At 73.5% G+C, this 25,780-nt stretch carries 23 protein-coding genes and 1 pseudogene; 15 read left to right on the forward strand and 9 right to left on the reverse strand.

Features of this window, described 5'->3' with window-relative positions; all coding sequences use genetic code 11:
* The first annotated feature begins 61 nt into the window (after positions 1-61).
* Complete coding sequence (locus FB388_RS36810; protein ID WP_142107276.1) at positions 62-328, forward strand: putative antibiotic biosynthesis monooxygenase; 267 nt, start codon at positions 62-64, stop codon at positions 326-328.
* 42 nt (positions 329-370) lie between these two features.
* Here FB388_RS36810 and leuS read toward each other — a convergent pair whose 3' ends face one another.
* The gene (gene leuS / locus FB388_RS36815; RefSeq protein WP_142107277.1) at positions 371-3,256 is read right to left on the reverse strand and encodes a leucine--tRNA ligase; all 2,886 of its coding nucleotides are present in this window, start codon (positions 3,254-3,256) and stop codon (positions 371-373) included.
* Between the two features lie 240 nt (positions 3,257-3,496).
* Between leuS and FB388_RS36820 the strand changes: the two genes are divergently transcribed.
* Positions 3,497-3,946: an SdpI family protein gene (locus FB388_RS36820; RefSeq protein ID WP_246122742.1), complete on the forward strand. Its 450-nt coding sequence runs from the start codon at positions 3,497-3,499 to the stop codon at positions 3,944-3,946.
* Between the two features lie 25 nt (positions 3,947-3,971).
* Here the strand turns inward: FB388_RS36820 and FB388_RS36825 are convergent, their stop codons facing one another.
* Positions 3,972-4,526: a YqgE/AlgH family protein gene (locus tag FB388_RS36825; RefSeq protein WP_246122744.1), complete on the reverse strand. Its 555-nt coding sequence runs from the start codon at positions 4,524-4,526 to the stop codon at positions 3,972-3,974.
* Between the two features lie 87 nt (positions 4,527-4,613).
* Here FB388_RS36825 and FB388_RS36830 point away from each other — a divergent pair, with 87 nt between their 5' ends.
* A complete protein-coding gene (locus FB388_RS36830) occupies positions 4,614-5,954 on the forward strand; it encodes an MFS transporter (RefSeq protein ID WP_246122746.1) in 1,341 nt (446 codons plus the stop codon).
* On the opposite strand, the gene FB388_RS36835 is transcribed toward FB388_RS36830, so the two are convergent.
* Positions 5,947-7,407, reverse strand: coding sequence for a CCA tRNA nucleotidyltransferase (locus FB388_RS36835; RefSeq protein ID WP_246122748.1), 1,461 nt, complete (start codon positions 7,405-7,407; stop codon positions 5,947-5,949). The two genes, FB388_RS36830 and FB388_RS36835, sit on opposite strands and share 8 nt — an antisense overlap.
* Before the next feature lie 100 nt (positions 7,408-7,507).
* Here FB388_RS36835 and FB388_RS36840 point away from each other — a divergent pair, with 100 nt between their 5' ends.
* The 4 genes from FB388_RS36840 (at position 7,508) to FB388_RS36855 (ending at position 13,917) form a co-directional block, all read left to right on the forward strand.
* Positions 7,508-8,002, forward strand: coding sequence for an NUDIX domain-containing protein (locus FB388_RS36840; RefSeq protein WP_142107279.1), 495 nt, complete (start codon positions 7,508-7,510; stop codon positions 8,000-8,002).
* Positions 7,999-10,443, forward strand: coding sequence for a DUF6049 family protein (locus FB388_RS36845; protein ID WP_142107280.1), 2,445 nt, complete (start codon positions 7,999-8,001; stop codon positions 10,441-10,443). Before FB388_RS36840 ends, FB388_RS36845 begins: the two co-directional genes overlap by 4 nt.
* Positions 10,440-12,107, forward strand: coding sequence for a murein biosynthesis integral membrane protein MurJ (murJ, locus tag FB388_RS36850; RefSeq protein ID WP_246122750.1), 1,668 nt, complete (start codon positions 10,440-10,442; stop codon positions 12,105-12,107). Before FB388_RS36845 ends, murJ begins: the two co-directional genes overlap by 4 nt.
* Before the next feature lie 220 nt (positions 12,108-12,327).
* Positions 12,328-13,917, forward strand: coding sequence for a protein kinase family protein (locus FB388_RS36855; protein WP_142107281.1), 1,590 nt, complete (start codon positions 12,328-12,330; stop codon positions 13,915-13,917).
* Between the two features lie 15 nt (positions 13,918-13,932).
* Here FB388_RS36855 and FB388_RS36860 read toward each other — a convergent pair whose 3' ends face one another.
* On the reverse strand, positions 13,933-14,637 hold the full coding sequence (locus tag FB388_RS36860) for a MerR family transcriptional regulator (protein ID WP_142107282.1): 705 nt from the start codon (positions 14,635-14,637) through the stop codon (positions 13,933-13,935).
* A gap of 71 nt (positions 14,638-14,708) precedes the next feature.
* Between FB388_RS36860 and sigM the strand changes: the two genes are divergently transcribed.
* From sigM to FB388_RS36885, 5 genes are all read left to right on the forward strand, one after another.
* Entirely contained in the window at positions 14,709-15,257 is a 549-nt protein-coding gene (sigM, locus tag FB388_RS36865; RefSeq protein WP_142107283.1) for an RNA polymerase sigma factor SigM, read from the forward strand.
* Positions 15,254-15,901: a hypothetical protein gene (locus tag FB388_RS36870; RefSeq protein ID WP_142107284.1), complete on the forward strand. Its 648-nt coding sequence runs from the start codon at positions 15,254-15,256 to the stop codon at positions 15,899-15,901. Before sigM ends, FB388_RS36870 begins: the two co-directional genes overlap by 4 nt.
* A gap of 97 nt (positions 15,902-15,998) precedes the next feature.
* On the forward strand, positions 15,999-17,012 hold the full coding sequence (gene trxB / locus FB388_RS36875) for a thioredoxin-disulfide reductase (protein ID WP_246122752.1): 1,014 nt from the start codon (positions 15,999-16,001) through the stop codon (positions 17,010-17,012).
* A 56-nt stretch (positions 17,013-17,068) separates the two neighbouring features.
* The gene (gene trxA, locus FB388_RS36880) at positions 17,069-17,395 is read left to right on the forward strand and encodes a thioredoxin (RefSeq protein WP_142107286.1); all 327 of its coding nucleotides are present in this window, start codon (positions 17,069-17,071) and stop codon (positions 17,393-17,395) included.
* Positions 17,396-17,592: 197 nt separating this feature from the next.
* A complete protein-coding gene (locus FB388_RS36885; protein ID WP_142107287.1) occupies positions 17,593-18,753 on the forward strand; it encodes an N-acetylmuramoyl-L-alanine amidase in 1,161 nt (386 codons plus the stop codon).
* Positions 18,754-18,808: 55 nt separating this feature from the next.
* On the opposite strand, the gene FB388_RS36890 is transcribed toward FB388_RS36885, so the two are convergent.
* Positions 18,809-19,510 carry a GNAT family N-acetyltransferase gene (locus FB388_RS36890; protein ID WP_142107757.1) on the reverse strand — a complete coding sequence of 234 codons (702 nt, stop codon included), beginning with the start codon at positions 19,508-19,510 and terminating at the stop codon, positions 18,809-18,811.
* A gap of 302 nt (positions 19,511-19,812) precedes the next feature.
* On the opposite strand from FB388_RS36890, the gene FB388_RS36895 reads away from it, so the two are divergent.
* Positions 19,813-21,129, forward strand: coding sequence for an aminotransferase-like domain-containing protein (locus FB388_RS36895; RefSeq protein ID WP_246122756.1), 1,317 nt, complete (start codon positions 19,813-19,815; stop codon positions 21,127-21,129).
* Between the two features lie 139 nt (positions 21,130-21,268).
* Positions 21,269-22,231 (forward strand): D-alanine--D-alanine ligase family protein, encoded by a 963-nt coding sequence (locus FB388_RS36900; RefSeq protein WP_246122758.1) that lies wholly within the window; start codon positions 21,269-21,271, stop codon positions 22,229-22,231.
* Between the two features lie 98 nt (positions 22,232-22,329).
* Here the strand turns inward: FB388_RS36900 and FB388_RS36905 are convergent, their stop codons facing one another.
* On the reverse strand, positions 22,330-22,734 hold the full coding sequence (locus tag FB388_RS36905) for a VOC family protein (RefSeq protein ID WP_142107288.1): 405 nt from the start codon (positions 22,732-22,734) through the stop codon (positions 22,330-22,332).
* Between the two features lie 109 nt (positions 22,735-22,843).
* On the opposite strand from FB388_RS36905, the pseudogene FB388_RS36910 reads away from it, so the two are divergent.
* Positions 22,844-23,149, forward strand: a pseudogene (locus FB388_RS36910) (TerC family protein); the annotation flags it as partial.
* A gap of 28 nt (positions 23,150-23,177) precedes the next feature.
* On the opposite strand, the gene FB388_RS36915 reads toward FB388_RS36910, so the two are convergent.
* From FB388_RS36915 to FB388_RS36925, 3 genes are all read right to left on the reverse strand, one after another.
* Positions 23,178-23,489, reverse strand: a complete 312-nt coding sequence (locus tag FB388_RS36915) for a hypothetical protein (RefSeq protein ID WP_246122760.1) — start codon at positions 23,487-23,489, stop codon at positions 23,178-23,180.
* A 306-nt stretch (positions 23,490-23,795) separates the two neighbouring features.
* Positions 23,796-24,839 (reverse strand): ParB/RepB/Spo0J family partition protein, encoded by a 1,044-nt coding sequence (locus tag FB388_RS36920; protein WP_142107289.1) that lies wholly within the window; start codon positions 24,837-24,839, stop codon positions 23,796-23,798.
* 6 nt (positions 24,840-24,845) lie between these two features.
* On the reverse strand, positions 24,846-25,769 hold the full coding sequence (locus FB388_RS36925; protein WP_142107760.1) for a ParA family protein: 924 nt from the start codon (positions 25,767-25,769) through the stop codon (positions 24,846-24,848).
* Positions 25,770-25,780 lie beyond the last annotated feature (11 nt).

The following is a 25,780-nucleotide window of genomic DNA, read 5'->3' on the forward strand; positions in this document are numbered from 1 at the left end:
GCGGCGCTGCCAGGAACGCTGCGCCCTGAACGGATGCCGCGGGCGCGCGCACCGTGAGGGCATGTCGAGGACTTCACCGATCTCCCCAGCCCCCACGCCCGCTGCGCGGACCGTGGCGACCCGGCCCAGGCGGTGGAAGATGTGGGTGCTGCTGACCTGCGCGATCTACCCGCTACTCCTGCTGATCGCCACCCTGACGGACCCGCTCGTGCACACGCTCCCGCCCGCGGCGCGGTTCCTCGTGGTCGTGCCGCTCATGACCGCGTCGGTTGTCTGGTTCGTGCTGCCGCAGATCCACCGCGTTCTCGGCCCCTGGCTGACCCGCTGAACCGCGTGGCGGTAGGGCGTCGACGAGCAGGCCGAACCGGCGTCAGACCACCACGTTGACCAGCCGGCCCGGCACCACGATCACCTTGCGGGGAGCTCGGCCGGTCAGCGCGGCGACGACCTTCTCCTCGCCCAGCGCCGCGGCCTCCACCTGGTCGGGTGTGGCGTCGGCCGGCACCGTGATGCGCGAGCGCACCTTGCCGTTGATCTGGATCGGGTACTCGACCGTGTCGGCCACCAGGTACTGCTCGTCGGCCACGGGGAACGGGCCGTGCGCCAGCGACTGCTCGTGCCCCAGCAGCGACCACAGCTCCTCGGCGACGTGCGGCGTCAGCGGCGCCATCATCAGCACCAGCGGCTCCGCGACGGAGCGGGGCACGCCGGTCGTGCCGTAGGCCTTGGTCAGGTGGTTGTTCAGCTCGATCAGCTTCGCGGCCGCGGTGTTGTAGCGCAGGGCCACGTAGTCGCCGTGCACGCCGGCGATCGCCCGGTGCAGCACCCGCAGCGTCTCGGTGTCCGGCTCGGCATCGGTGACCCGGACCTCCCCGGTCTGCTCGTCCACCAGGTTGCGCCACACACGCTGCAGGAACCGCTGCGAGCCGATCACGTCGCGCGTGGACCAGGGCCGCGAGACCTCCATCGGGCCCGTGGACATCTCGTACAGCCGGAAGGTGTCGGCGCCGTAGCGCTCGCACATCTCGTCGGGGGTCACCACGTTCTTCAGCGACTTGCCCATCTTCCCATACTCCCGGCGCACGGGCTGACCGTTCCACGTGAAACGCCCGGCTTCGTCCTCGACCACCTCCTCGGCGGGGACGTAGGCACCGCGGGCGTCGGTGTAGGCGTAGGCCTGGATGTAGCCCTGGTTGATCAGGTGCCGGAACGGCTCCTCGGAGCTGACGTGGCCCAGGTCGTGCAGCACCTTGTGCCAGAACCGGGCGTACAGCAGGTGCAGCACGGCGTGCTCCATCCCGCCGACGTACAGGTCGACGCCGCCGACGTCGTTCGGGCGTGACGGGTCCTTGCCCAGCCAGTAGCGCTCGACGTCGGGGTGGACGATCTGCTCGCGGTTGGCCGGGTCCAGGTAGCGCAGGTGGTACCAGCTGGAGCCGGCCCACTGCGGCATCGTGTTCGTCTCGCGCCGGTACCGCTTCGGCCCGTCGCCCAGGTCCAGCTCCACCTCGACCCAGTCGTTCACCCGCGACAGCGGCGGCTCCGGTTCGGTGTCGGCCGCATCGGCGTCGTAGGTCTTCGGGGAGTAGTCGGCCACCTCGGGCAGCTCCACCGGCAGGTGGTCGTCCGGCAGCGCGACCGGCAGCCCGTCCTCGTCGAACACGATCGGGAACGGCTCGCCCCAGTACCGCTGCCGGGAGAACAGCCAGTCGCGCAGCTTGTACTGGACCACGGCCTCGCCGGCGCCCTTGCCCGCCAGCCAGTCGGTGATCAGCTTCTTCGCGTCGGCCACGGCCAGCCCGTTCAGGCTGACCTCCGCGTTCGCCGAGTTGATCGCCGGGCCGTCACCGACGTACGCCTCGCCGTCCCAGCCCTCCGGCGGGGCGACCGTGCGCACGACCGGCAGCCCGAACACGGTGGCGAAGTCCCAGTCGCGCTGGTCCTGACCGGGGACGGCCATGATCGCGCCGGTGCCGTAGCCCATCAGCACGTAGTCGGCGACGAACACCGGGATGCGTTCGCCGTTGACCGGGTTGGTGGCGTGGACGCCGGTGAAGACGCCGGTCTTGTCGCGGGCCTCCTGGCGGTCCAGCTCGGACTTCCGCGCCGCTGCCGCCCGGTACGCGGCCACCGCCTCGCGGGGGGTGGCCGCACCGCCCGTCCAACGCGGGTCGACGCCGTCGGGCCACTCCGCGGGGGTGATCGCGTCGACCAGCGGGTGCTCGGGCGCCAGCACCATGTAGGTGGCGCCGAACAGCGTGTCGGGGCGCGTGGTGAACACCTCGATCGCCGCCTGCCCGCCGTCGACGGGGAACCGGACCTGGGCGCCCTCGGACCGGCCGATCCAGTTGCGCTGCATCGTCTTGACCGCGTCGGACCAGTCCAGCCGGTCCAGGTCGTCGATCAGGCGGTCGGCGTACGCGGTGATCCGCAGCATCCACTGCTTCAGGTTGCGGCGGAACACGGGGAAGTTGCCCCGCTCGCTGCGCCCGTCGGCGGTGACCTCCTCGTTGGCCAGCACGGTGCCCAGGCCGGGGCACCAGTTGACCGGCGCCTCGGACACATAGGCCAGGCGGAACGAGTCGACGACCCCGCGCTGCTCGACGCGGGTCAGCTCGGCCCACGGCCGCCCGTCGGGCGTTGCCCTCGTGCCGGCGGCGAACTCAGCCTCCAGCTCGGCGATCGGGCGCGCCTTCCGCTGCTCCTGGTCGTACCAGGAGTTGAAGATCTGCAGGAAGATCCACTGCGTCCAGCGGTAGAACTCGACGTCGGTGGTGGCGAACGAGCGCTGCTCGTCGTGCGCCAGGCCCAGCCTGCGCAGCTGCGCCTTGTACCGCTCGATGTTGTCCTCTGTGGTCTTGCGCGGGTGCGTGCCGGTCTGCACCGCGTACTGCTCGGCCGGCAGGCCGAACGCGTCGAACCCCATCGCGTGCAGCACCGTGCGCCCGGTCATCCGCAGGTAGCGGCCCAGCACGTCGGTGCCGATGAAGCCCAGCGGGTGCCCGACGTGCAGCCCTGAGCCGGACGGGTACGGGAACATGTCCATCAGGTAGAACTTCGCGCCACCCAGCGCCTCCGGCTCCGCCCACGGGCCCGCGGGGTTGGGCACGTGGAAGGTGGCCTCGTTCTCCCACCGGTCCTGCCAGCGGCGCTCGATCTGCTCGGCCAGCGCGGCGCCGTACCGGAACGGCGGGGTGCCCTCGTTGCCGGGCGCCTCGGCGCCCTCCGGCGCGGCTGCGGTCGTGTCCGTGCTCATGTCCCGCTCCTGGGAAGTCCGTTGGTGGCCCGAAAACCAGAAGACCCCCCTGCCACCAGGCAGAAGGGGTCGGCCGCGCCGGTGCATGCCGGGGGCACGCTCAGTGCGGCGCGGCCTCGAGAAGAAGTCGGCGGGCCACGCCACCAGGGTAGCGCCGCTGGTCCCGCCGGTGCGATCGGGTACGGCGCGGGTGGGCCGGAGCGGAGCGGACGGGATGGGGCACCACGTAATCTGGTCGCCGTGCCGATCCCCGTCCGCCTCGCCCTGGGTGTCCTGCTCGTCGTGCTCGGTGCCGCGCTCCTCACGATCGCGGTCCTCGGACTGCGACGAAAGCTGCGCCGCAACCGGTGGGCCGGGGTGCGGACGGCCGCGAGCCTGCGCTCGGACGCCGCGTTCGCGGTGGCCAACCAGGTGGCGGCGGCCCCGCTCGGCGCGGCGGGCGCCGTGGCCGTCGTCGGTGGCGGCGCGCTGCTGGCGGGAGCGACCGGCGTGCTCGGCTGGACCCTGGTGGTCGTGAGCACGATCGCCGTCTTCGTCCTCACCGGGGTCGGGGGAGTGGCCGGGGATCGCGCGGCGAATGCCGTGCCTGCGCCGGACCCCGGACCCTCGGCGTGCGGCGGGGCGTGCGCCGGCTGCGACCTCGTCGCGGGCTGCCGCACCGCGACGGCCGGCGTCCAGCAGTCGTCCTAGGCGGCAACCCACCGCGATCGACCCGCTAGTTGTTCCTGAGATCCAGCGGATAGGTCGCGAGCAGGGCCAGCGGCATGCCCTGCCGGCGCAGCACGTGGCCCCACAGGTGGCCGTCGTGCCGGGCCAGCACGTCGTCGGGGATGGCCGGCACGACGATCCAGTCGCCGCGTTCGATCTCGCCCGCGAGCTGCCCGGCGTCCCAGCCCGAGTAGCCGGCGAACACGCGCAGCCCGCGCAGCCTCGGCGCGATCTCGGCCGGGTCGGAGTCGAGGTCGACGAGCGCGACGGGGCCCCGCACGGCGATCAGCCCGTCGACCGCGCTCGGGTCCTGGCCGGTGCGCACCGCGGCGAGGCAGAGCGCCGTCTCGCTCTCCACCGGCCCGCCGACGAACACCGCGGGCGGCTGCGACGAGAGCGGCGCCCACGACGGGAGGACGTCGCGCACGGTGACCTCGCTCGGCCGGTTGAGGACGACCCCGAGCGTGCCCCGGGGCCGGTGCTCGATGACGTAGATCACAGTTCGCCGGAAGTGGGGGTCGAGCAGCCCGGGAGCCGCCACCAGCAATGTGCCTGGCGCCACCTCCGAACCGGGAGCCGAACCAGAACGGGAGTGCTCGTCCACCACATGTCCATCGTCGCACCCCGCTCCGGGCAGTAGCCTCCAGCCGTGCCGACATCTGGCTCCGGGCAGCCGTCCGCCGCCACCGACGCCCCGGGCGAGCCGCCGAACGTACGACTCGGCCTCGCGCGGCTGCTGCGCACCCGGGGCTTCCGCCGGTTGCTGGCCGTGCGTTTCGCCACGCAGTGGGGCGACGGCATGTTCCAGGCCGCGCTCGGCGGGGCCTTGTTGTTCAACCCGGAGCGGCAGGCCGACCCGCTCGCGGTTGCCGCCGGGCTGGCCGTGCTGCTGCTGCCGTACTCGCTGATCGGGCCGTTCGCGGGCGCGCTCATCGACCGGTGGGACCGCAGGCGCGTCCTGCTGGGCGCCAGCCTCGTGCGCGCGGCGCTCGTGGTGGTCGTCGCCGCCGTGGTGCTGTCCGGCGCTTCCGGCGTGGCGCTCTACCTGCCTGCCCTGGCTGCGGCCGGGGTGAACCGGTTCGTGCTCGCCGCCCTGTCGGTCGCGCTGCCGCACGTCGTCCCGCGCCAGCACCTCATCGAGGCCAACACCCTCGCCGTGACCGCAGGCGCTGCGACGGCCGCCATCGGCGGGGCGACGGCGATCGGGCTGCGCGAGCTCGTGGGCACGGGCGACGCGGGCTCGGGCGCGGTGACCCTCGTGGGGATCGCGGGCTCGCTGACCGCGGCGGTGCTCGCCGCCGGGTTCCGACGGGGGGCGCTCGGACCCGACCGCACCGACCACCGCCGGTCGACGGTCAGCAGCGTGCTGCACGGATTCGCCGACGGGGCGCGCGCGACGATCGCCACCCCGTCGGTGGCGGCGTCGTTCCTGGCGCTCGGGACGCACCGGCTCGCCTTCGGCGTCTCGACGCTGCTGTCGTTGCTGCTGTTCCGGTACGCGTTCACCGACGCGGGCCCGCTGCGTGCCGGCATGGCAGGCCTCGGCGAGGCGGTCGTGCTCGCCGCGGCCGGGCTGGGCACGGCGGCGCTGCTCGCCCCGTGGATGGTGCACCGGTGGGGCCGGCCGCGCACGGTTCGGGTGTCGCTCGTGGTCGCCACGTTCACACAGCTCGCCCTCGCGGCGCTGCTCTCGCTGCCCGTCGTGATGGTGGCGGCGTTCGTCCTCGCGCTCACCGGCCAGATCGTGAAGCTCAGCGTCGACGCCGCCGTGCAGGGCGAGGTGGGCGACGAGGTGCTCGGTCGCGTGTTCGCCCTCTACGACATCGTGTTCAACGTCGGCTACGTGCTGGCGGTGGCCACCGCCGCGCTGCTCAGCCCGCCGGACGGGACCGCCCCGTGGCTGTTCGCCGCGGCCGCCCTGCTGTACGTGCTCGGCCTCGTCGGCCACGACCTGCAGCTGCGGCGCGCCCGCCGGCTCGCCGTCAGCTGAGGTTGTCCGCCGCCCACGCGCGCAGCTCGGCCTCCGCCTCCTCGTGGGTGAGGGGGCCGCGCTCCATGCGCAGGGCGAGCAGGTGCTTGTAGGCCTTGCCGACCTGCGGACCCGGGGGGATGCCGAGCAACCGCATGATCTCGTTGCCGTCCAGGTCGGGACGGATCGACTCGAGCGCCTCCTGCTCGCGCAGCCGGGCGATCCGCTCCTCGAGGGAGTCGTAGCTGCGCTGCAGCGCGGCGGCCCGGCGGCGGTTGCGGGTGGTGCAGTCGGAGCGCACGAGCTTGTGCAGCCGGTCGAGGAGCGGGCCTGCGTCGGTGACGTAGCGGCGGACGGCCGAGTCGGTCCACTCGCCGCCCGAGTAACCGTGGAAGCGCAGGTGCAGGAACACCAGCTGGGCGACCTCGTCCACGATCGCCTTCGAGTACTTCAGCTCCCGCAGCCGCCTCCGCACCATCTTCGCCCCGACCACCTCGTGGTGGTGGAAGCTGACGCGACCGTCCGGCTCCTTGCGGCGGGTGTCCGGCTTGCCGATGTCGTGCAGCAGCGCGGCGAGGCGGAGCACGAGGTCGGGACCGTCGGTCTCCCGCTCGATCGCCTGCTCCATGACGACGAGCGAGTGGGTGTAGACGTCCTTGTGCTGCATGTGCTCGTCGATCGCGAGCCGCATGGCGGGGACCTCGGGGAGCACCTGGTCGCAGAGCCCGGTGTCGACCATCAGCTCGATGGCGCGCCGCGGGTGGGTGCCGATGATCAGCTTGTTGAGCTCGGCCTGCACGCGCTCGCGGCTGATGCGGGCCAGCTCACCCGCCATGTTCGTCATCGCGACGAGAACTCGTTCGGCGGGCGTGAGGCCGAGCTGGGAGACGAACCGGGCGGCCCGCAGCATCCGCAGCGGGTCGTCGGCGAACGACTCCTCGGGCGCTGCCGGCGTGTCGAGGGTGCCGGCGGCGAGCGCGGCGAGGCCGCCGTACGGGTCGACGAACCGCCGCTCGGGGCCGGTGAGCTCAACAGCCATCGCGTTGACCGTGAAGTCCCGCCGGACGAGGTCGTCCTCGATCGTGTCACCGAAACGCACCACCGGGTTGCGGGAGACCCGGTCGTAGGCGTCGGCGCGGAAGGTCGTGATCTCCACGGTGGTGCCGCGCCTGCGCGCGCCGACCGTGCCGAAGGCGATGCCCGCGTCCCAGATCGCGTCGGTCCAGCCGTCGACGACGGCGAGGATCTCCTCGGGCCGGGCGTCGGTGGTGAAGTCCAGGTCGGAGACCTCGCGGCCGAGCAGCGCGTCGCGGACGCTGCCACCGACCAGGTAGAGCCGGTGGCCGGCGTCGGCGAACCGGACGGCGAGCTCCTCGGCGACCGGGCCGATCGTGACCATCTGCACCACCGCATTCTCCTGGGCTCGCAGAAGATCGGGGGGCGCGGCGCCGGAGGCCGTGGCGGGTGCGGACACGGCGCGCCAGTCTATGCGTCGCCCGTTCGGGGGGCGACGAGGATGGGCGGCGCGCGGCTCGCGGCGGCGTTCAACGCCCCTCGCTCGTTACGATCCCCACATGTCCTCATCCCGCGGCCGCTCCGGGGGGCGTCGCGGGGGTCGTCCGGCCGAACGGCGCAGACGGCTGCGCACGGTCGACGAGACCTCGGCGGGCGGGCTGGTCGTCGACCACGCCACCGGCACGGCCGCGCTGATCGGCCGCCTCGACCGCAAGGGCCGCCTGCTGTGGTCGCTGCCCAAGGGCCACATCGAGGCCGGTGAGACGGCCGAGGAGGCGGCGGTGCGCGAGGTCGAGGAGGAGACCGGCATCATCGGCCGCGTGGTCGCACCGCTCGGCACGATCGACTTCTGGTTCGTCGCCGAGGACCGGCGCGTCCACAAGACCGTCCACCACTTCCTGCTCCAGGCACTCGGTGGAGAGCTCTGCGATGACGACGTCGAGGTCGCCGAGGTGGCGTGGGTGCCGCTCGACGAGCTCGAGGACCGACTCGCATACGCCGACGAACGCCGCCTGATCAGGAGGGCCACCGAGCTGCTGGAGGAGTCCGCGTGAAGCCGGTCGCGGCTCTCGTCGCGATCACCCTGCTGACGCTGGCCGGGCTGCTGGGCACCGGTCCGGTCCCCGTCGCGGCCGCGGAGCCCGCGCAGGGGAGTGCGGCGGACGGGCCGCTGCGGCTGGAGCTCGCCGAGCTGTCGCCGCGGGTGGTCACGGCGGGCGGTCCCCGCGACCTGGTGGTGGCCGGCACGCTCACGAACACCGGCGACGTCCCGGTGCGCGACCTGGTCATCCGCGTGCAGCGCGGCAACCCCCTCGCCACGGAGGGTGCGCTGCGCGACGCGCTCGACGGCACTGCCCGCACGGACGCGGTCACGCCGGAGTTCATGCCGCTCCCCGGCGAGCTCGCCCCCGGCGCGCAGCTGCCCGTGCGGCTCACCCTGCCGCTGCGGGGGGCACCCGAGACCAGCCTCGCGCTCGACACCACCGGCGTGCACGAGCTGCTCGTGAACGTCAACGGGGCGCCGGGGGACGGCGCACGCGCCCGGCTCGCCGCGGTGCGGATGCTGCTGCCGGTGCTGTCGCTGCCGCCGGACCCGTCGGCTCCCGACCAGGTGCCGCAGGCCACCACCGGCGGGGCCACCCCGTTCGCGATGCTCGTGCCGATCGCCGACGTCCCGCACCGGCTCGCCACGGTCCCGGGTGAGCCCACCCTGCTCACCGACGACGGCCTGGCCGCCGCCTTCGCCCCCGACGGGCGCCTCGGTGGGCTCGTGGCGGCCCTGGCGCGCAACGCGCCTGCCGGCTCTCGGGTGCGCGAGGCGACGTGCCTCGCGATCGACCCGGAGCTGGTGGAGACCGCCGCTCTGATGCGGAGCGCGAACGGTTACCAGGTGCTCGGCCGGGACGGTGTTCGCGTGCCGGGCACAGGTGGCCCGGCGGCCGGGGCCTGGCTGGACCAGCTCGCGTCGGTGGCGCGCGGGGGCTGCGTGATCGCGCTTCCGTACGCCGACGCCGACCTCGTCGCCCTCACGCGTGCCGGCATGGCCGACCTCGCCGCCAGCGCGATCACCGACGGGCGGCAGGTGCTGCAGGACGTCCTCCAGACGCCGGTCGTCCCCGACGTCACGTGGCCGGTCGAAGGTGCGGTCGATGACGCCACGCTCGCGATTGCGGCCAGGGCGGGTGGGCGGTCGCTGCTGCTGTCGGCGGATGCCGTCGAGCAGGGGCGGACGGCGTACGACTCGGGCGTCCTCCAGATCGCGGGCGGGCAGCGCGCCCAGTTCATGGTCCTGACCGATCCGCTCCTCACCAGGGCCGCTGCGGGCCTCCCCGACGTGCCGGGCGGCGACCTGGGTGCGGTGCGCAGCGGCTCGGCCCCGTCGGCGAGCCCGGCCGGCACCACGAGCCCGCTCTCCACCCAGGACCTGATCGGCGCGCTCAGCTTCCGCAGCCAGGAGCAGGAGAGCGTCGCGGCGCGCGCGGGCGGGCCACTCGTGCTCGCCCCTCCGCACCGGTGGACGGCGGACGCTGCTTCCACCGACGCGCTGCTCGGCGCCGTCGACCAGCTGCTCGACATCGGGCGGATCGTGCCGCGCGGGCTCGACGACGTGCTGGCCGTGGGGCCTCCGACGGGCGCGGCGGCGCTTCCGGTCACCTATCCCTTGCAGGTCGGCGGCCGTGAGGTCACGGGGCCCGCGGTGGACGAGCTGCGCGCGGCCGCAGGGGACATCGACGATCTCGCCTCGGCCGCCGTGCCGAACTCCGGCGTCGGCGTCAGCCCGGAGGAGACCTTCACGCCGTTGCGGCGCGGCCTCCTGCTCCCCGCGTCGTCGGCGTGGCGCACGCGCCCGGCCGAGGCCGAGTCGGCCGCCGCGGATCTGGCCGACCGCGTGGCCGAGCTGCGGGGTTCGGTCCGCGTGCTCGAGCCGCCCGGCCCGTACTCCCTCGGCACGTCCGACGCGCCGATCCTGATCACGGTGGCGAACGGCCTCCCGGTCACCGTGCGGGTGGACGTGGAGATCCTTCCTTCCTCCGGCCTGCGGGTGGCCCCGATCGAGCCGCAGGAGGTGCCCCCGCTCGGCAGGCGCCAGGTGCGGGTGAGCGCGGAGGTCACGCGGTCGGGGCAGTTCACCGTGCAGGCTGCGGTGCGCACCCCCGACGGCGAGCTGCTGGGGCAGCCGAGCCGGTTGCGGGTGCGCTCCACCGCCTACGGCACCATCACCGTGTGGTTGACGGCGAGCGCGGGCATCCTCCTCGTGGTGCTGGCCGGCCGTCGGGTGGTGCGCCGGATCCGTGGGGAGCCGCGGAGCCGGCGGCCCGGACCGGTCCCACCCGACCCACCCCTTCCGCCCAGCCCGGAGCCCCCGGCGGGCCCGCGTTCCCACCACACCGGCGACCCGTTCCCGGACCCGCTCGCCGCCACGGACCGCCTCCCGGCGGTGCCGCACCGCGGCGAGAGGCCGCCCCCCGGCCCACCGCGCGTCCCGAGCCCGTGACCGACCCGGCCCCGGACGACGCGGTCACGGAGCGGATCCCGATCGTGCGTCCGGAGCGGGCCGAGCCGTCGCTCGGCCGTTCCAGCAGCCTGATGGCGCTCGGCAGCCTGGCCAGCCGGATCACCGGGTTCCTGCGGCAGGTCGCGCTGTTCACGGTGCTCGGCGCCACCGTGCTCAACGACTCCTACACGCTGTCGAACACCCTCCCCAACATCGTCTACGAGCTGCTGATCGGCGGTGCGCTGAGCAGCATGATGATCCCGCTGCTCGTGCGGGCGCAGCGCGAGGATCCCGACGGCGGCGAGGCCTACACCCGCAAGCTGATCACGCTGACCGGCGCGGCCCTCCTTGTGGCCACGGCGGCCGGTCTCCTGACGGCACCGCTGCTGACCCAGCTGTACCTGGGCGGGCAGACCACGAGCAAGGCCGACCCGGCGCTCGCCACCACGCTCGCCTACATGCTGCTGCCGCAGATCTTCTTCTACGGCCTGGGGGCGCTGCTGGGCGCGGTGCTCAACAGCCGCGGCTCGTTCGGGGCGTTCGGCTGGGCCCCGGTGCTCAACAACGTGGTCGTGCTCACCGTCGTCGGCGTCTACCTCGCGGTGCCCGACGACGCCCGTCTGCTCGTGCTGGGCGTCGGCACGACACTCGGGATCGCCGCGCAGACGCTCGTGCTGCTGCCCGCCGCACGCCGCGTCGGGTTCCGGTACCGCCCGCTTTGGGGCTGGGACCCCCGCCTGACCAAGGCGGCGAGCCTCGGTGCGTGGGCGATCGTCTACGTGCTGATCGGCCAGGCCGGTCTGATCGTCACGAGCCGGGTGGCCACCGGGTCCGACGGCGGCGCATTCGCGATCTACACGAACGCGTGGCTGCTGCTGCAGGTGCCCTACGGCGTACTCGGGGTCTCGCTGCTCACGGTCCTGATGCCGCGCATGTCCCGGGCCGCGGCCGAGGGCCGCACCGCAGACGTCGCCGCCGACCTCGGGCTGGGCGGCAAGCTCGCCTCCGTGCTGCTGGTGCCGATCTCGGTGCTGCTCACGGTGTTCGGCACCGCGGTCGGCGTCGCGCTCTTCGGGCTGCGGGCCGGGAACCTCGACGGCGCCGCCCGGCTCGGCGCCGCGCTCGCCGTGTCGGCGTTCGGGTTGCTGCCCTTCGCCTTCACGATGCTGCAGGCTCGCGTGCTCTACGCGCTCACGGCCCACCGCTGGGCGACGTTCGTGCAGCTCTGCGTGGTGGCCACGAAGATCCCGCTGATGCTCGCCTGCCCGGTGCTGCTCGCTCCCGAGGACGTCGTGCTGGGCCTGGCGGCCGCCAACAGCACCGCGTTCGTGGTGGGCGCGGTGGTCGGCCAGCTCCTGCTCCGGCGGATGCTCGGCCGGGTGCCGACGGGAGCTGTGCTCGGCACGGCCGGCCGCAGCCTGGTGGCCGCGGCGGCGGGCATGCTGCTCGCCGCCGGGGTGGTCGCGCTGCTGGCCCAGGGGCCCCTCGCCACGCTCGCCCCGCTGGCCAGGGCATGGGCCGAGCTCGGGGTGGCGGTCGTGCTGGGCGGACCGGTAACGGTGCTGCTGATGCGACTGATAGGGATAGGTGAGGTCGGTGTCGTCCTGAAGCGACTCGAACGGCTCGTCGACAAGGGGAAGCCTCGGCGCGGCACACGCCGCTGACGTAGGCTCTGCCCCGGGCGAGGTGTGGTTCGCAAGTGCCGGGGAGGGCGGAGCGGTGAGTGAGTTGGCGAGCCCACCTTCCGGTGCGGCCGCGCCCGGGGAGTCGCCCGACGAAACGGTGGCGGCTGCGGTGGACACTGCGGTGGACACGGCGCCGCACGTCCCCGAACAACAACGCCCCGAAGATCGACCGGCGGAAGCAGCCGCCGAGCAACCGACGGTGCGCAGCACACCTGCCGTCGACCTCCCCACCGCCCCCGCGGTGCCGCCCGTGCCGTCCGGCACCATCGCCGGCAGCCTGCTGGCCAGCCGCTACCGGCTGCGCACGCGCGTCGGCACCGACCCGGCGGCCTGCGCGGAGTTCTGGCGCGCCGAGGACACGATCCTGCGGCGTGACGTCGCCGTCACGGTGCTGCGGCGCCCGGCGCCCGGCGCCGTGCTCGACGACGACCTCAGCGACGTCGACCGCGCCGAGCAGATGGTCGTGCGTGCGCTGCGTTCCGGCAGCTTCGAGCACAACGGCTGCGCCCGGCTGCTCGACGTGCTCACGCCGGGTGCCGCGAGCGTGCCCGACGACGTGCTCGGCGCCGCCGTCACCGAGTGGGTGCCCGGCCGCAGCCTCGGCGAGGTCGTCGCCGACGGCCTGATCAAGCCGCTCGCCGCCGCCCGCGCGGTCGCCCCGCTGGCCGCCGCGGCGGAGGCCGCCCACCGGCACGGCCTCGTGCTCGGCTGCGACCACCCGCAGCGGGTCCGGATCACCCCCGACGGCCGCGCCCAGCTCTGCTTCGCGCTGCCCCGCTCGGACGTCACGCCCGCCGACGACGTCCGCGGCCTCGGCGCCGTGCTCTACACCCTGCTCACCAGCCACTGGCCGCTGTCCTCCGCCGACGCCGCCCGCGCCGGGCTGGCCGCGGCCGAGCGCACCCCGGGCGGGGCGCTGCTGCCGCCGTCGGAGCTGCGGCCCGGGGTTCCGGTCGAGCTCGACACGCTCACCCAGGGCACCCTCGGCCCCGACGGCGCACCGGGACACGTCCACACCGCCGCGGCGGTGCAGCGCCTGCTCACCGAGGTGGTGGCCGAGGACGACCGGATGGCGCTGTTCCCACCCGCGCACGACGGGGTGCCGTCATCGCCCGAGGACGTGTGGCAGGACCGCGGCCGCACCGTCAGCCCGCCCGATCCGCAGCGCCGCCGCAAGATGACGATCGCGCTCACCGCGCTCGGCGCCGCGGTGCTCATGGTCCTCGGCTACCTCGGCGTGCAGCTCGGCGCCATGTTCGTGGAGAGCGGCGGTCCGCCCATCGTCGTCGAGGGCGAGCCGGTGCAACCCGCTCCCGGCCAGCCGCAGGTGGCGCCCGCCCCGGCCGGGCCCGCCGTCGGCGGCCTCGCCGTGCAGGTCTACGACCAGGGCGGCGACCCCGACAACTCCGAGCGCGCCACCCGGGTCATCGACCGCGACCCGGCCACTGCCTGGAACACCTCCAGCTACTACCAGCAGTTCCCGGCCTACCGGCCGGGCGTCGGGATCATGGTGTCGTTCGCATCCGCGGTGCAGCTGTCCGAGCTGACGATCCAGTCGCCGAGCCGCGGCACCGTGATCGAGGTTCGCTCCGCCCCCTCCGCCGACGCCCCGTTCTCGGAGACGGAGAAGATCGCCGAGGTCACGGTGCAGGGCAGCCGCACGCCGGTCTCGCTGGCCGGTAGCCAGCCCGTGGAGCACGTGCTGCTGTGGATCACGAAGCTGTCCGGTCGCGACGGGGAGTACTCGAGCGAGATCGGCGAGGTCGAGTTCCGCCGCGCCGGGGCGTAGCGAGCAGCGCAGGCGCTACTCCGCGGCCGAGATGTAGGCGTGCAGGAGTGCCGCGCCGTGCAGCATCGCGCGGCTCTGCCGGTCGTGCGCTTCCCGCCGTTCCGCAACCGCCGCCCGCAGCGCCTCCGGGCTCCCGGCGCGGCGCAGGCCCTCCAGCACGGGTCTGATCTGCTCGAACCCGTAGTGCCCCTGCCGCAGCATCGCGATGATCCCGGCGTCGCGGATCTCGGTCGGCCCGTACGTCCGGTACGCGGTGCCGCGTTCGCGGCCGGGGGTGAGCAGGCCGGCCGCGTCCCAGACCCGCAGCGTCGACGGGCGCACGCGGAGCCGGGCGGCGAGCTCACCGACCCGCAACACCGGGCCCGGCTCCGGCTCCGGGTCGCGGAACCGCTCCGCGAGGGCGTCGAGCGCAGCACCGGCGGTGTCGGTGGCGAGCCGCTGCTCGTGCAGGGCCGCGTGGCCCTCGTCCACCAACCGGAGCGCCTGCCGCCGGTCACCCGCGTGAACCGCGAGCATGATCGCCGTCGCCCGCCCGATGCCGAACCCCGGCACCAGCGCCCGGAAGGTCCGCAGTGCCTCCAGGTGCTCCGGGCCGTAGGTGCGGTAGCCGCTCTCGGTGCGCGGTGCCGGCGGCAGGATGCCTGCGGCCTCGTAGTTCCGCACCTGCTGCGTCGAGAGGCCGGCCTCCCGGGCGAGGTCGACGGGCCGCAGTCGCTTCACAGCGCAATTCTGGTGGGCCGAGTTCTCCCGAACGCCCACGGGCGACGGCGTCCCCGACCTACTCTCCGACCGTGGGGGCACCGAGCGACGCCGAGCTGCTCGCCGCCCATCGGTCGGGCGACCCGCACGCGTTCGGCGAGCTGGTCGCCCGGTACCGGAACCGGTTGTGGGGCGTCGCGGTGCGCACCCTGCACCACCCGGAGGACGCCGCCGACGTCGTGCAGGAGGCGCTCGTGTCCGCCTACCGGCGGGCGGGCACCTACCGGGGCGAGGCATCGGTCCGCACCTGGCTCCACCGCATCCTGGTGAACGCCTGCATCGACCGGCTCCGCAAGGACGGCCGCCACAACACCGTGCCCCTCCTCCCGGACGTCGAGCCGCGGGAGCGGCGGCCGGACGTCGCGGTCGACGTGGTCACCCGGCTGTCCGTCATCGACGCGCTCGCCGAGCTGCCCGCGCACCAGCGGGTGGCGGTGGTGCTGGTCGACGTGCAAGGTTGGCCGGTCGACGAGGTCGCCGAGGTGCTGGAGGTCCCGGTCGGCACGGTGAAGAGCCGCTGCGCCCGCGGGCGGGTCCGGCTGGGTGCGCTGCTGGGCCACCTGCGGGAGGAGGAGAGATGAGCGAACCGCACGACCGCGGGCTGCCCGCCGACCTCCTCGCCGACCTCGACGCCGGTCTGCTCGACCCGGCCACGGCCGCCGAGGTCCGGGCCGCCGCTGCGGGGGACCCCGATGCCACGGCCGCGCTCGCCGGGCTGGCCGCCACCCGCGCCGAGCTGGGCGAGCTGGCGGATCCGCCCGTGCCCGCCGAGTACGCCGCACGGTGGGACGCCGCGCTGGCCGCGAGGGCCGCGGAGCCCCCACGGGTCCGCCCCCGACGCCGCGTGCGGCCGGCGCTCGTGGCGGCCGCCCTGCTCGCCGCCACCGTCGTGGCCGGGCTGCTGTGGACGCCCCGCGATCCTGCCCGGATGTCCCTCGACGGAGTGGATCTGGTGGCTGCGGGTCTCACCGTCCGGGGCGCCTTCGAGGCCGGGGACCTGGCCGACCCGGCGCGGCGAGCCGGCTGCCTGCGCGCCGTCGCACCACCCGGGGTGACCCCGGACGCCCAGCTCCTCGGCGGCCGCGACGTCGTTCTCGGTGGGCGCGACGGGGTACTCCTGCTGCTGGGCGCGGGTGCGCCCGGGCGCCTGCACATCGTGGTCGTCGCACCGGGTTGCGGGCCGGATGGCGGCGAGCTGCTCGACACGCGGACCATCGGAGGGTGAGCGCGCTCACGCGCCGGTGCGGCCCCCGCCCGCGGTGGAATGCCCGTTCCTGGAATGGTGTTGCAGCGCATGTACGCGACGAGGAGGGACGCAACCCGTGAGCAGCGATCGAGCGAACACCGGCGAGGTTCGCGAACTGATCATCGTCGGGTCGGGCCCGGCGGGCTACACCGCAGCGGTGTACGCCGCTCGCGCCCAGCTGCGCCCCCTCGTGTTCGAGGGCACGCAGTTCGGTGGCGCGCTCATGACCACGACCGAGGTCGAGAACTACCCCGGCTTCACCGACGGGATCATGGGCCCCGAGCTGATGGAGCAGATGCGCGGCCAGGCGCAGCGCTTCGGTGCCGAGCTGCGCAGCGAGGACGTCGAGGAGATCTCGCTCGAGGGTGAGGTCAAGTCGGTGGTCGCGGGCGGCGTCACCTACCGCTCCCGGGCGATCATCCTGGCGATGGGCGCCGCCGCGCGCTACCTGCACGTCCCCGGCGAGCAGAAGCTGCTCGGCCGTGGCGTCAGCGCCTGTGCCACCTGCGACGGCTTCTTCTTCCGCGACAAGGACATCGCGGTGATCGGCGGCGGCGACTCGGCGATGGAGGAGGCCACGTTCCTCACGCGGTTCGCCCGCTCGGTCACGATCGTGCACCGCCGCGACGAGTTCCGCGCCTCCCGGATCATGCTGCAGCGCGCCCAGGACGACCCGAAGATGCGCTGGCGCACCAACGCCGAGGTCGTCGAGGTGCTGGGAGACGGCAGCGTCTCCGGCCTGCGGCTGCGTGACACGAGGACCGGCGAGGAGTCGGTGCTCGACGTCAGCGGGATGTTCGTCGCGATCGGCCACGACCCCCGCAGCCAGCTCGTGAAGGACGTGCTCGCCACGGACGAGAACGGCTACCTGGAGGTCGAGTCGCCCAGCACCCGCACCGCGATCCCCGGCGTGTTCGCCGCAGGTGACCTCGTCGACCACGTCTACCGCCAGGCCATCACCGCTGCCGGCTCGGGGTGTGCCGCGGCCATCGACGCCGAGCGCTGGCTCGCCGACACGCCGGTGCCCAGCGAGCTGGTCGGCGGCGGCTACGGCGCCGCGTCGGAGCAGGTCGCGGCCGTCACCGCCTGACCCACCAGACACACCCCCCACCGAGTACGGGGCAAGTTCCAGGGAACGGAGTACACATGGCCAACACCGTCGAGGTCACCGACGCCTCTTTCGAGAGCGCCGTCCTCAACAGCGACAAGCCCGTAGTGGTCGACTTCTGGGCCACCTGGTGCGGGCCGTGCAAGATGGTCGCTCCGGTGCTCGACGAGATCGCCGGGGAGAACAAGGACAAGGTCACCGTCGCGAAGTTGGACATCGACGCCAACCCGGCCACCGCCCGCGACTACCAGGTGATGTCCATCCCCACCATGATCGTCTTCAAGGACGGCAAGCCCGTGAAGCAGATCGTCGGCGCCAAGCCGAAGGCCGCCCTGCTGAAGGACCTGGCCGACTACCTGGCCTGACGGGTCGACCCGTCAGGGCCGCGGAGCCCCGCTCCCGCTTTCGCCGGGGGCGGGGCTCCGGCTTATCACGACACGAACACGTTCCGACACGGCCCGCTGTCCGCGGGTATCCCCCGGGCAGGGCACAATGGTCGACGGCCCGGATCGGGGGGCGGGCGGTCCGAGCACGGGAAGCCACGACAGCGAGCGAGGGGTGCATGCAGCTGCTGCGCCGAGGTGACAGCGGTCCGGGTGTCGTCGAGATCCGGTCCACGCTGCGACGGTTCGGTCTGCTGCCCGCAGCCGCCGGGGACGGGCTTCGCGACGACGTCTTCGACGACGACGTGGAGCAAGCGGTCCGAGCGTTCCAGCAACAGCGGGGTCTCATCACCGACGGGATCGTCGGGGCGGCCACGTACCGCGCACTCCGCGAGGCCGGCTGGCAGCTGGGCGACCGGATGCTCGCCCTCCTGATCTCCGCCCCGATGAGCGGCGACGACGTCGTCGCGCTGCAGGAGCGCCTCCTCGAGCTCGGGTACGACCCGGGCCGCCCGGGCGGGGTGTTCGACGAGCAGACCGAGGCCGCGCTGAAGAAGTTCCAGCGCGAGTACGGGCTCGTCCCCGACGGGCTGTGCGGCCCGGCGACCCTCCGGTCGCTGCGGCAGCTCGGCCGGAAGGTCACCGGCGGCCGACCGCGGCTGCTGCGCGAGCAGGAGCTGCTCCGCCAGGCCGGGCCGCGGCTGCGGGGCAAGCGGATCGTCGTCGACCCCGGGCACGGCGGTCCCGACCGGGGCGTCGTCGCCGCCGGGGTGGCCGAGGCCGACATCGTCTGGGACATGGCCCGCCGCCTCGTCGGCCGCATGACGGCCACCGGCATGGACGCCATGCTCTCCCGGCAGGAGGACACCTGCCCGAGCGAGACCGAGCGGGCCGCGTTCGCCAACCAGGCAGGCGCCGACCTCGTGCTGTCGCTGCACACCGACGCCAACCGCAGCATGCACGCCCACGGCCTTGCCACGTTCCACTTCGGCAACGGATCGGGCGCCACCTCGACCGTGGGGGAGGCCCTCGCCGGCTTCATCCAGCGCGAGCTGCTCATCCGCACCGGCCTGCAGGACTGCCGCACCCAGGCCCGCACCTGGGAGCTCCTGCGCCTCACCCGGATGCCCACGGTGCGCGTGGAGATCGGCTACCTCACCCACCTCGGCGACCGGCGCCGGCTGCTCGACCCGGCGTTCCGCGACGTGGTGGCCGAAGGCATCCTCGTCGCCGTCAAGCGGCTGTACCTGCTCGGCCAGGACGACCAGCCGACCGGCACGTTCACCTTCTCGGACGTGCTCGCACGCGAACTCGAGCGCGGCGGGGCTCAGGCGATCTGAGAGTCGGTCGACCTCGGGCCCGCGCCCATCGGGTCGGGTAGGCCCTACCGGGCCGTCACCGAGGCGTACAGAGCGACCTGTACGGGCCGCTGAAGGCCGTTCCCGACCGGGTGGGTACCGAACGAAGGGGATCGGCGCGCAGGCCGCTGGCCTGCATCGGGATTGTGATCGTGCCGAGCAGCTGCTCCAGCGCCGCCTCGACGTCTTCCTTCCACGTCATCGCGGAGCGCAGCTCCATGCGCAGCCGCGGGAAGCGCGGGTGGGGGCGGATGGTCTTGAAGCCCACCGCGCGGAGGAAGTCGGCGGGGATCAGGCAGCCCGGCTCGGAGCCGGGGCGCTGCTCACCGAACACCTCGATGGCCTTGACGCCGCGCCGGGTGAGGTCGCGCACGACGGCCTGGGCGAGCATCCGCCCGAGCCCTTCGCCCGAGAACTCGGGCAGCACCTGCATCGTGGTGAGGAGTACGGCGTCGGCGGACACGGGGCCGGTGGGCATCTCGGCCGCTCGCGGCACCGCCGACGGGGGCGCGTAGATCACGTATCCCGCAGGCGCTCCGGCCATGTAGACGACGCGCCCGCACGAGCCCCACTCGAGGAGCACCTCGGAGACCCACGCCTCCTTCTCCAGCTCCGTGGAGGCGAAGTCGGCGGCCTGCTTGCCGAGGTTCTCGGACAGCTCCCAGAAGACGCACTTCCTGCACCGCTTGGGCAGATCGTCCAGATTGTCCAGAGTTAGCGCGGCCACGTGCCAGGACAACACAACCTCCGGCGGCGAGGAGCCATCGCGAACTCGGACATACGGCGCTACTCGCCGCGCCGACCCGACGACCATAGATCGATCCAGCCCGAAACGACACCCCACCTGCTGCGACCGGTGCTCCTACCACGACGATCGGTCGCAGGTTCCCCCATTCCGGGTACTGGGACGCGGAGTGGCCTTGCCGACGACCGGGGCCGGACCGGTGAACGCACCCCATAGACTCGGGCGGTCGAAGTCACAGAGGATCCGGGAGGTCCACCGTGCCGAATCCGGCCACGCCCCCATCGCCGTTCCCCGCCGTGCCCGCAGGAGCAGGGGCGGCAGCGGCGGCGGGCGCGCCGCGGCCGGGCGCCACGGAGCGGTTCGCTGCTCGCACCGCGGGCATGACCGCGTCGGAGATCCGCGCGCTGTTCGCCGTGGCGAGCCGTCCCGAGGTGGTCTCGCTCGCCGGTGGCATGCCGAACCTCGCTGCCCTCCCGCTCGACGCCCTCGCGGCCGAGGTGGCGGACCTCGTCGCGCGCGACGGCCAGGTCGCCCTGCAGTACGGCTCCGCCCACGGCGTGCCCGCGCTGCGCGAGCAGATCTGCGAGGTGATGGCGCTCGAGGGGATCCGCGCCGATCCCGACGACGTCGTGGTCACCGTCGGTTCGCAGATGGCGCTCGACCTCGTCACCCGCATCTACTGCGACCCCGGCGACGTCGTGCTCGCCGAGGGGCCGTCCTACGTCGGTGCGCTCGGCAGCTTCGCCGCGTACCAGGCGCGCGTCGTGCACGTCGCGATGGACGAGCACGGCCTCGTCCCCGAGTTGCTGCGCGACGCGCTGCGGTCGCTCGCCGCGGAGGGGATCACCCCGAAGTTCCTCTACACGATCCCGAACTTCCACAACCCCGCAGGCGTCACCCTCGCCGTCGAGCGGCGGGCGGAGGTGCTCGAGATCTGCGCCTCGTACGGGGTGGCCGTGCTCGAGGACAACCCGTACGGGCTCCTCGGGTTCAGCGGTCGCACGTACCCCGCGCTCCGCTCGATGGACCGTGACGTCGTGTACCTCGGGTCGTTCTCGAAGACGTTCGCGTCCGGCCTGCGCGTGGGCTGGGCCCTCGTGCCGCCCGCGGTGCGGGACCGGCTCGTGCTCGCCGCCGAGTCGGCCGTGCTGTGCCCGCCGAGCTTCACGCAGATGCTGGTGTCGCGCTACCTCGCCGCACACGACTGGCGCGCCCAGGTCAAGACCTACACCGAGGTCTACCGCGACCGCCGCGACGCGATGCTCGAAGCGCTCGAGGCGCACATGCCCGACGGTTGCACGTGGAACGTGCCGGACGGCGGCTTCTACGTGTGGCTCACGGTCCCGGAGGGCGTCGACACGAAGGCGATGCTCCCGCGCGCCGTCACGGCTCGCGTCGCGTACGCGTCCGGCACGGGCTTCTACGCCGACGGGTTCGGGAGCCGGCAGCTGCGGCTGTCGTACTGCTACCCGACGCCGGAGCGCATCACCGAGGGCGTGCGCCGGCTGGCAGCCGTGCTGGAGGCGGAGCTCGACGTCATGCGGACGTTCGGCAGCTCGGCGCGCCCGGCGCTCGGCGGGGGGCCGCAGGCTCCCAGCCCGCACACTCCCTGATCCTGCGCGAGCGGGTCGGCGCCGTCCTGCGGGGGAGGCGCGCAGGGAGCGAGGAACGAGCGACCGAGCACCGGAGGAGCAGGACGGCGCCTCGAGAGGCCCGCGAGCAGCCGGAGCGAAGCGGAGGCAGGGCAACACAGTGATCGAACGCGAACGAACCGTCGTCGTGCTGGCCGGTGGGCTCTCCCACGAACGCGAGGTGTCCCTGCGGTCCGGCCGGCGCCTCGCCGCCGCGCTGCGCGCGTCCGGTGCCGACGTGCGCGAGTGGGACGTCGACGGGTCGCTCGTCGCACAGCTGCGCAACGACCCGCCGGACGCGGTCGCGATCGCACTGCACGGGGGAGAGGGCGAGAACGGGTCGGTGCAGGCCGTCCTCGAGCTGCTCGACGTCCCGTTCGTCGGCACGTCCGCCCAGGCCTGCCGGGCGGCGTGGGACAAGCCGACGGCGAAGGCGGAGCTCGCAGGCGCCGGGCTCGACACGCCGGACTGGGTGGCGTTGCCGCACGCGACGTTCCGTGCGCTCGGGGCGCAGGCCGTCCTCGACGCGATGGTCGACCGCCTCGGCCTCCCGCTGATGGTGAAGCCCGACCAGGGCGGGTCGGCGCTCGGGGCGCAGGTCGTGACCGCGCGCTCCGAGCTCCCAGCGGCGATGGTCAGCTGCCTCGCCTACTCCGACACCGTGCTGGCGGAGCGCTTCGTGCGCGGCACCGAGGTCGGTGTCACCGTCGTCGACGACGGTGCCGGGCTGCGCGCGCTGCCGCCGGTGGAGATCGACGCCGGGGGCGGCGTCTACGACTACACGGCGCGCTACACCCCCGGCGCCGTCTCCTTCCACTGCCCGGCCCGGTTGGACGCGACCACCCTCGCCCGCCTCGAGGAGACGGCGCTCGCCGCGCACCAGCTGCTCGGCCTCCGCGACGTGTCCCGCACCGATGCGGTGGTCGACCTCGACGGCCGGATCCAGGTCCTCGAGGTGAACGTGTCGCCGGGCATCACCGAGACCTCGTTGCTCCCCCTGTCGGTCCGGGCAGCGGGGATGGAGCTGGGCGAGCTCTACTCCGCGCTCGTGGAGCGGGCGATCGCCCGGCGCCGTTTCACGTGAAACGCCTGCCCGCCGCGGCGCGCTGTTCCACGTGAAACAACGCCTTAGGTGAACCCGCACGTCGCGACCCGCGCTGTTTCACGTGAAACATCCGCGCATCAGGAAGGGGCGGCGGGGCCGAGGAGGTCCCAGCGGTTGCCGGCGACGTCGCGGAAGACGACGACCCGACCGTAGGGCTCGGTCCGGGGCTCGCCGAGGAACTCGACGCCGGCGGCGCACATGTTCCGGTAGCTGGCCTCGAAGTCGTCGACGCGGAGGAAGAAGCCGACCCGACCGGCGTGCTGGTTGCCGATCGCGGGGATCTGGTGTTCGCCGTCGGCGCGGGCGAGGAGGATGCCGGTCTCCGCACCTGGCGGGCGGACGACCACCCAGCGCTTGGGTCGGCCGTCGTTGGTGCGGGCCGGCGAGTCCTCGGTCAGCTCGAATCCCAACGCCCGGGTGAAGAAGGCGATGGCGTCGTCGTAGTCCTCGACGAGGATTGCGGTGAGCTGCAGGAAGGCCATGGCCGTCACGATCCCAGTACCGGATTCCCCGGACGACGGCAGCAGGTGCCATTCCCCGCAACGAAGAACCGCGTCCTCGAGCTCCGGGCCATCTCCCATCGGGGGAGCGGTGGTCTTCAGTGCGAACGCGTTCGCGCTGATGGGCCTGCGCCAGCTCTACTTCCTGCTCGGCGGCCTGCTCAACCGGCTCATCTACCTGCCCTACGGCCTCGCCGTGATCCTGGGCTTCATCGGCGTGAAGCTCGTGCTGCACGCCCTGCACGAGAACGAGCTGCCGTTCCTCAACGGCGGCGAGCCGCTCCCCGTGCCGGAGATCGGCATCGGGCTCTCCCTCTCCGTGATCGTCGGGGTGCTGGCGGTCACCACGATCGCCAGCCTCGTCGCGGTCAAGCGCAACCCGAGTCTCGCCGAGTGACCCGCGAGCCCGTCACGGGCTCGGGCGGTCACCCGTCCACCACGTGGTCCGCGCGGTGCGCCCCGTAGAACTCCACCTGCCGCGCCATGACGGTGCGCATCGGGGTGCCCCGCGGGACGCCGTAGACCGTGCCCGGGAAGTCCAGGTCCCGCTGGACCTCCCACAGCTCCTCGTGCCGATCGGGCGAGAACAGCTCGGCCGGATCGCCGACCGCGATCCAGCCGATCGGGACGACGGTCCGCTCCTCCAGCCGGGAGTTGACGTGGAGCACGCTGTTGATCCGCAGCTCCGACCCGGCCCCGGCGACCGAGCCGGGGAAGAGCGAGGCCCCGGTCGCCACGAACACCTCGTTCCTCGATCCGTGCGCCGTTGACGTGGGCGTGCGGTCCACCCGGCCGGCGACTCGGCCTGGTTGCCTCCACCCGTCGGTCAGGACGTGCCGAGTCGGCCCCACCTGGCCCCGACTACGCGCTCGATGCGCCCGACGGACCAGCCTTCCGCCGGTCCAGCGGCTCGACTGTTTCACGTGAAACATCGCCGTCCCCGCCATACCGGCTTGCTCCCGCCAGGCCGCCAGCGTGCCGTACAGGGCGCCCTGAGAGCGCCGCTGACGGCCGCACCGGCGGCCGGGGTACTCGGAGCAGGGTCAGCTTTCGGCGCGGTTCATGAGCTTGGCGATCCGCTCCAGGTCCTCGACCGAGCCGAACTCGACCACGATGCGCCCCTTGCGCTGCCCGAGCTCGACCTTCACGCGCGTGTCGAACTTGTCCGAGAGCCGCTCGGCGAGGTCCTGCAGGCCGGGAGCCTGCATCGGCTTGCGGCGGGTCGGCTTGGAAGAGGAAGGGGCGTCGCGGCGGAGGAGCACGACGGCTTCCTCCGTGGCGCGCACCGACATGCCCTCGGCCACGATCCGGGCTGCGAGCTCCTCCTGCTTCCCCGGGTCTTCGACGCCGAGCAGCGCGCGGGCGTGCCCGGCCGACAGCACGCCCGCCGCGACCCGTCGCTGCACCGACACCGGCAGCTTCAACAGCCGGATCGTGTTGGTGACGACGGGGCGGCTGCGACCGAGCCGGTCGGCGAGCTCGGTCTGCGTGACGCCGAACTCGGCGAGCAGCTGCTCGTAGGCGGCCGCCTCGTCGAGCGGGTTGAGCTGGACGCGGTGGATGTTCTCCAGCAGGGCGTCGCGCAGCATCGCGTCGTCGCCCGTGCGGCGCACGATCGCGGGGAGGCGGGTGAGGCCTGCGCGTTGCGCGGCCCGCCAGCGCCGCTCGCCCATGACGAGCTCGTAGGAGCCGGCTCCGGCCTCGCGCACGACGATCGGCTGCAGCAGGCCGAACTCGCGGATGGAGTGCTCGAGCTCTGCGAGCGCCTCCTCGTCGAACTGCGTGCGCGGCTGCTTCGCGTTCGGCTGGACCGCCGAGAGCTCGATCTCGCGGTACACCGCGCCATCGACGGGGATCGGCGCAGCCGGCTCGGCGGTGCGCTCGGAGGCGCGCGGCTGCGTGGGCGCCGGGACCGTCGGGCCCGGCGCCACGGTCGTGGCCCGGCCGGTGACGCTCGGGCTCCCGGCGTCCGGTTGGGCAGGTGCGGTCGGGATGAGCGCTGCCAGCCCGCGCCCCAGCCCGCCCTTCCGCTGCAGGGCGGGCTTCTGGGCCGTGGGGCGCGCCGGAGGCGCCTCGCGCTCAGGCATCGCGGATTACCGCCCGTCTCGGTCAGGCGGCACGGGCATCTCCGCACCACGTTCGGCGATCTCACGGGCTGCGTCGACATAGCTCATCGCGCCGCGTGAGCCCGGATCGTAGGCCAGCACCGTCTGGCTGTACCCGGGAGCTTCGGAGACCTTGACGCTGCGCGGGATCACCGTGCGCAGCACCGTGGGCCCGAAGTGGCCGCGCACCTCGTTGGTGACCTGGTCGGCGAGCTTGGTGCGCCCGTCGTACATGGTCAGCAGGATGGTCGAGACGTGCAGGCTGGTGTTGAGGTGGGCACGCACGAGGTCGATGTTGCTCAGCAGCTGGCCGAGCCCTTCCAGCGCGTAATACTCGCACTGGATCGGGATCAGCACCTCGTTGGCCGCCACCAGCGCGTTGACCGTGAGCAGGCCGAGCGACGGCGGGCAGTCGACGAAGACGTAGTCGACGTCGAGCTCGTCGAGGGCCTCGGGGGAGAGGGCCTGCCGCAGCCGGTTCTCACGCGCCACCATGCTCACGAGCTCGATCTCGGCACCGGCGAGGTCGATCGTCGCCGGGACGCACAGCAGGTTCGACGAGGCGGTGCTCTCGGCGGCCGCTTCAGCCAGCCGGATCTCGCCCAACAGCGCCTCGTACACCGACGGCGTGCCCAGTCGATGTTCCACGCCGAGTGCGGTGCTGGCGTTGCCCTGCGGGTCGAGGTCGATCACGAGCACCCGGACGCCGTGCATCGCCAGCGCGGCAGCCAGGTTGACCGTGCTGGTGGTCTTCCCGACGCCGCCCTTCTGGTTGGCGACGGTCAGCACCCGCCGGTGGGACGGGCGGGGCATCCGGTAACGGTCGGGGTGGAGCACGCGCGCGGCGCGCGCGGCCTCCTCCGCGATCGGGGTCCACCCGGGTGTTTCACGTGAAACATGGTCAGGGGAGATCTCGTACTGGG

It is taken from the genome of Pseudonocardia cypriaca, from assembly GCF_006717045.1.
Classification (GTDB): domain Bacteria; phylum Actinomycetota; class Actinomycetes; order Mycobacteriales; family Pseudonocardiaceae; genus Pseudonocardia; species Pseudonocardia cypriaca.

What these genes read in the sequence shown, in the direction of transcription:
- FB388_RS36840 (WP_142107279.1), top strand. Translation starts at nt 7,508, where the DNA reads ATGTCCTCATCCCGCGGCCGCTCCGGGGGGCGTCGCGGGGGTCGTCCG.
- FB388_RS36905 (WP_142107288.1), bottom strand. Translation starts at nt 22,734, where the DNA reads ATGGCCTTCCTGCAGCTCACCGCAATCCTCGTCGAGGACTACGACGAC.
- trxA (WP_142107286.1), top strand. Translation starts at nt 17,069, where the DNA reads ATGGCCAACACCGTCGAGGTCACCGACGCCTCTTTCGAGAGCGCCGTC.
- FB388_RS36810 (WP_142107276.1), top strand. Translation starts at nt 62, where the DNA reads ATGTCGAGGACTTCACCGATCTCCCCAGCCCCCACGCCCGCTGCGCGG.
- leuS (WP_142107277.1), bottom strand. Translation starts at nt 3,256, where the DNA reads ATGAGCACGGACACGACCGCAGCCGCGCCGGAGGGCGCCGAGGCGCCC.
- FB388_RS36870 (WP_142107284.1), top strand. Translation starts at nt 15,254, where the DNA reads ATGAGCGAACCGCACGACCGCGGGCTGCCCGCCGACCTCCTCGCCGAC.
- FB388_RS36885 (WP_142107287.1), top strand. Translation starts at nt 17,593, where the DNA reads ATGCAGCTGCTGCGCCGAGGTGACAGCGGTCCGGGTGTCGTCGAGATC.
- FB388_RS36920 (WP_142107289.1), bottom strand. Translation starts at nt 24,839, where the DNA reads ATGCCTGAGCGCGAGGCGCCTCCGGCGCGCCCCACGGCCCAGAAGCCC.